This window comes from Chengkuizengella marina, from assembly GCF_009910845.1.
Classification (GTDB): Bacteria; Bacillota; Bacilli; order Paenibacillales; family KCTC-33759; genus Chengkuizengella; species Chengkuizengella marina.
The window spans coordinates 1-4855 of record NZ_SIJB01000011.1 but is presented as its reverse complement, the minus strand read 5'-3'; the positions used below and the strand labels follow the sequence as shown (position 1 = coordinate 4855).

General features: G+C 31.1%; 8 protein-coding genes and 1 pseudogene. 5 read left to right on the top strand and 4 right to left on the bottom strand.

The genetic code is table 11. The features are described 5' to 3' along the window. Positions 1-391: 391 nt before the first annotated feature. Complete coding sequence (locus ERL59_RS04310) at positions 392-1006, top strand: hypothetical protein (protein WP_160644901.1); 615 nt, start codon at positions 392-394, stop codon at positions 1004-1006. After that, a complete protein-coding gene (locus ERL59_RS04305; protein WP_160644899.1) occupies positions 1003-1695 on the top strand; it encodes a hypothetical protein in 693 nt (230 codons plus the stop codon). The genes ERL59_RS04310 and ERL59_RS04305 overlap by 4 nt, the downstream gene beginning before the upstream one ends. A 22-nt stretch (positions 1696-1717) precedes the next feature. Here the strand turns inward: ERL59_RS04305 and ERL59_RS21560 are convergent. Further along, a pseudogene (locus tag ERL59_RS21560) lies at positions 1718-1810 on the bottom strand (IS3 family transposase); the annotation flags it as partial. A 176-nt stretch (positions 1811-1986) separates the two neighbouring features. On the opposite strand from ERL59_RS21560, the gene ERL59_RS04300 reads away from it, so the two are divergent. Together ERL59_RS04300 and ERL59_RS04295 are read left to right on the top strand one after the other, a co-directional pair. Then, a complete protein-coding gene (locus ERL59_RS04300) occupies positions 1987-2874 on the top strand; it encodes a thermonuclease family protein (RefSeq protein WP_160644897.1) in 888 nt (295 codons plus the stop codon). A 166-nt stretch (positions 2875-3040) separates the two neighbouring features. Beyond that, positions 3041-3271, top strand: a complete 231-nt coding sequence (locus ERL59_RS04295) for a hypothetical protein (RefSeq protein WP_160644895.1) — start codon at positions 3041-3043, stop codon at positions 3269-3271. A 33-nt stretch (positions 3272-3304) separates the two neighbouring features. On the opposite strand, the gene ERL59_RS04290 is transcribed toward ERL59_RS04295, so the two are convergent. Then, positions 3305-3538, bottom strand: coding sequence for a helix-turn-helix domain-containing protein (locus ERL59_RS04290; protein ID WP_160644893.1), 234 nt, complete (start codon positions 3536-3538; stop codon positions 3305-3307). Continuing rightward, on the bottom strand, positions 3538-3879 hold the full coding sequence (locus ERL59_RS04285) for a YolD-like family protein (protein ID WP_160644891.1): 342 nt from the start codon (positions 3877-3879) through the stop codon (positions 3538-3540). Before ERL59_RS04285 ends, ERL59_RS04290 begins: the two co-directional genes overlap by 1 nt. A 155-nt stretch (positions 3880-4034) precedes the next feature. Here ERL59_RS04285 and ERL59_RS04280 point away from each other — a divergent pair, with 155 nt between their 5' ends. Further along, the gene (locus tag ERL59_RS04280; RefSeq protein ID WP_160644889.1) at positions 4035-4502 is read left to right on the top strand and encodes a hypothetical protein; all 468 of its coding nucleotides are present in this window, start codon (positions 4035-4037) and stop codon (positions 4500-4502) included. Between the two features lie 37 nt (positions 4503-4539). Here the strand turns inward: ERL59_RS04280 and ERL59_RS04275 are convergent, their stop codons facing one another. Beyond that, on the bottom strand, positions 4540-4779 hold the full coding sequence (locus ERL59_RS04275) for a hypothetical protein (RefSeq protein WP_160644887.1): 240 nt from the start codon (positions 4777-4779) through the stop codon (positions 4540-4542). Between the last annotated feature and the right edge of the window lie 76 nt (positions 4780-4855).

Genomic DNA, 4855 nt, shown 5'->3' with positions numbered 1-4855 from the left:
TTGGTAAGTATTATTGTAAAATATTAGGTGTTTGATATAATAGAGTTACCATTCCAAACCCCTTTAAATATGCATTTCCAAAACTAAATTTTTATGGGCAAATGGTCTCATTAGGGATGAGACCGAACCACTGACTTTATGTCGGTGGTTTTTATTTGTAAAAAAAAGGGATATTCAAAAATAAAGAATTATTACAATAAATAATCTAGGGAGTTAATTGTGTTTAAAAAATATTAATCATATTAAAAACATTGATAGATCTATCTATATAGAAATTAATTCTATAATTTTCTGAATTTTACAACATTATTTCCAGGTATATACAAATTAAAGTAAATATTATACTATATGTAAGGTATATTAAATTAAATTCTAGTAAAGGAGTCTAGTTGTGAAAAAAAATAAATTTGTTTATACGGGCTTTGTAATTGTTGCAACAATAATAATAACGATTTTTATAATGAATACTCTAGACAATAATCCTAAAGAAATTAAGAATGAAAATGAAGTTAACAATGAAAATTATGATAAAATAAATGACTTTATAAAAAATGATTTTTATGTGGAAGGTTATGAGGAATTACTTCAAGGGGATAGTTATTTAGTTGGAGTACCTGATTCAGTAAATGGAATTGAAGCTAACAAAAGTAACAATTTATATCAAACTAGTAGAAACTTCATATATGTAAATTCAAATAAATCAGTGATCATATTGTTGACTACTAGTAAGAATGATACATATAAGACTTCAGAGTGGGTAGCTGCAAATGGATATTTTCCAGAAAGGTTTAATTCGGAAAATAGTCCTTATGGATTTAAAGAGAATTTACCTGAAACTTCAATTTTTTCATATGTTATCGCTGATAAGGGTTATATGTTAACAATGACTGCTTTTTCTCAAGAAGATACCAAAGATGGTAGTCTAGCTCTAGAGGAACTTTCATCGTTCACTCAAGAGTTAACTAATAAATTAAAAACACTCACCAAAGGAGAGGACAAAAAATGAAAATAGGTAAAATGGCAACTTCGTTAGTATGTGCTTTAGCTTTAAGTGCTTCTTTAGTTAACTTTAATGCTGAAGCAAAGTCACAACTGTCACATGAATCACCTTCACAAACATTAAATGGTGAAATTGTAGAAACTGATTGGCGTTATGATTACAAAGATGAATCAACTGCAAACAAAGAAACAATTAAAAAAAGTTCTTCATTTGTGTCTTGGTATGCTGAAGGCATTGATGGTACTTTTGATATGGATTATGCTGGTTCTATAAGAACAGATAGGGATAAAATTTTCTATAGAACATCAGTGAGTATTCCTTCTAATACTTCATGGACATATACTTGGTCAGAAACAGTAAGTGAAAAAAATTATTCGGAACATAATTTTGATGCAAGTATTTCAGGTAGTGGACAGTTTTGGGTATTTGCAGAAGTAGAAGCCGAAGTTGGATATGCATATAGAGATGGAGTAGAGAAAACTATACAGAGAAACACAAAAGAAGAAATTAAAATTGACAGTGCAGGAACTTATGAACTTACTTGGTACTTTATTTCTGATAGATATGATATGACAGCAGATTGGTATTATTATACTATAGATGATCCATCAACTAGAAAAAGACAGTATGATAGAGTAATAGGTGAAGTAATAGTTCCTACAAAATATCTTCATTTAGATGTAGATAAATTATAGAGTACTCATTAATCTAAAGTTATTAGGTCAATTCAATATTAGGCAGTTTGATGGTCTGAATTCGGTATTGTACTGAATTCAGACTTTTTAGTTTTGCCTTAATTCGTTTGTGATTATAATAAAAATCGGTGGCTTCTTCTCATTTAAAAGGAGAATCACAATCCTTTGTTATTATAATTTTTTTAATGACTTTAATAGTTAGTAGTTATTTATTACTATTACACTATTTACATTAGTTATAAATTGTGAAAAGATATAAACCTACTTACAAATTATAGGGATGGTAATTATATGAGGATATTTTATATTTTTATACTTATGCTACTATTGATAGGTTGCACTGAAGACACAACATTAAAATCTACAAACGAAGAAGTCAATACCACAAATCATCAAGAGGAAAAGCACCTTATAAATGCAACAATAAATGATGTGGTGGATGGAGATACAATCAAAGTTAATCTAAATGGTAAGCAAGAAACAATTCGATTGCTTTTAGTAGATACTCCAGAAACTGTTCATCCAAACAAACCGATTCAACCTTTTGGACCTGAAGCCTCACAATTTGCAAATGATACACTTCCAGTAGGTAAAAAAGTTCAAGTTGAAATAGATGTATCTGAAAGAGATAAATATGGTAGATTATTAGCTTATCTTTGGGTTGATGGAAAAATGTTTAATGAGTTGTTACTAGAAAGAGGACTTGCTAGAGTCGCTTATATCTATCCACCAAATGTAAAGTATGTAGATCAGTTTAAGGAAATCCAAACAAAAGCTCAAGAAGAAAGTGTAGGTATATGGAGCATAGAGAATTATGTCCAAGAGGATGGATTTATAGATAGTGAAATAGAGAAAAATGAACCAATTCAAGAGGATTCACCAGTTCAAATTACAGAAGTAAATTTAGAGGAAGAATACATAACAATTATTAATAATGATAGTTATGATATGGATATGACTGGATGGAGTGTACTAAGTGTAGAAGGAGAGCAACATTTTAACTTCCCTGACTCATACACCATCCAAGCTGGAGAAGCAATTACAATTTGGTCAGGTGATTTTTCCAGAGGTATAAAGTCGGTTGATCTATATTGGACAGAGCAAAATATTTGGAATAACAGCGGTGATCCAGCTCAATTGATTAATGCAGATCATGTCATAGTTGATGTGAAAGGATAAATAAATTAAAAATATATACAGATAGGGGGTTAAAATTTTTAATCCCCCCTTTTATTTATAAGTTCTAGCTAAATATAATTACAAACTAATGAGGTGAAGAAGTTTGAAGCGTCGTTATTGGTGGATATTAATAATTATAGTCTTAATTGGTAGTTTGGTGTTTTTTATGGACAAAGGAAAAACTGGAGCTTTTGTAGTCGTTGTTGAAGTTAATGAAAAATCAATCGTTGTTAAAAATCAAAATAATGAACTCACAACTGTTAGTGTTCCTGAATCAACTATTGAATTAATAAAAGAAGATACTGAATATTATGTGTCTTATGGATTTAAGTGGAAATGGAATGATAAAGAATATTTCGCCCATTTAGAAAAGATTGAGCTTCTTGACGATAACTAACTCCAATAAAGCTAGATTAATGTCAGTAACCTTTCACCTAAAAGGTGAATCATAATCCCTAGTCATTATAATCTTTATATTTTGTGTGTTTCCGTCCTTACATTCAATATATCCGCCTCTAACAAGTCCGTTTAATACAGAACGGACTGTTTTCTCGTCTTTACCTGTTTTGATTTCAAGTTCTCGAATGGTTGGCATTCTTTTTTTTATTGAATTAGGGAAGTTATACAGGATGCGCAATACTTTTCTTTCTAAATCAGTGAGCATTAGGACACCCCCACAATCTCATGAAACTTAATCCACTCATATTCATCGTCAAAATCTAATTTTATTTGTCTTAATTGGGTATCAAATTTGGTTACTATCCCAGTTTTAAACGCATTCTGACCAAAAGCTCTGAACAATTCAACTGTAATTTTTGATTTACTTAACATGGAATCTGATAACTGTTGAGATATAATACTAACTTCTTCTTCTGCTAGCTCAGGTTTCATCTTTATATCTCTTTCTTTTTGATAATCATTTATACGTTCTTTATGTTCAGGTAGTATCATGCGACTAGCTTCCCACATCATATTAGAGCCAGGTGTTAGTTTATTTTCTTTCATTTTACTCACCTCTTATTAGAACATTTGTTCTTATTATATAAGAGGTACAGGAGGATATGCAAGAGCACAATTTTTGAAAATAGTTACACGTCCAGTCAAAACAACTTATCAACTCATACAATAACTAAACTATTAAAATGAAAGGACGTGTTAATATGGGCGTTTTTGATAATTCCATATGTGACTGTTGTGTATGCCCGATGCAGTGTGTTTTGGAACAATTAGTTGGAGAAGATGTACAAATTATCACACTCATCAGAGCTTCTTTACAACCAGAACCTCTATTTGATGTCAAAGATTTTATTGCATTCTCTGAGGTAGGAGATTTTCCAGTTTGTAATATCAGTGGTGTTGCATATCCTGCAACATTAACAAATAAGTTAAAGTTAAAATCTACTCAAAAAAATACAGGTAAATGTGTCTGCTGTGAAAATCCTATAACGCGGCGACTAAATGAAATGATGCGTCAGGAAGTAGAAATTGAATTTTTATTTCAATTACAACCTATTGTTGCAGGTACTATATTTAAAGTTGGAGAAGGAATTGTTCTACTTGATCAAGGGGGCAGTGAACTTGATTTAGCTATTTCCACATGTTCAATTACAAGAATTATTCCTCAGTAACCCCACCAGCTACACTATGAGCCAGTGGGGATTTCACTCATTTCTCTACTATATTCTTTGCACCACTCCATAATCCACTAGCAGCTAATCCCATAACAATACCAACTAAAATAGCTTGCTTTGGATCACCTGGAGCTACATAAAAAATACCAGTTGCTACCCCTAAAACTAGAGAAAAAACTGGTTGATACTTAGCACTTAACCCTATTTGTTTTGCTAACTGAACTAAAGCAACTATAATCGGTACGATTGCAATATCATATACTTGAAAATCCATTTTAAATTCCACCTTTCAATCTAGTTAATATAACAGCTAACTGCTCACGTGTGATTGGTTCAGCCGGTCTGAAAGT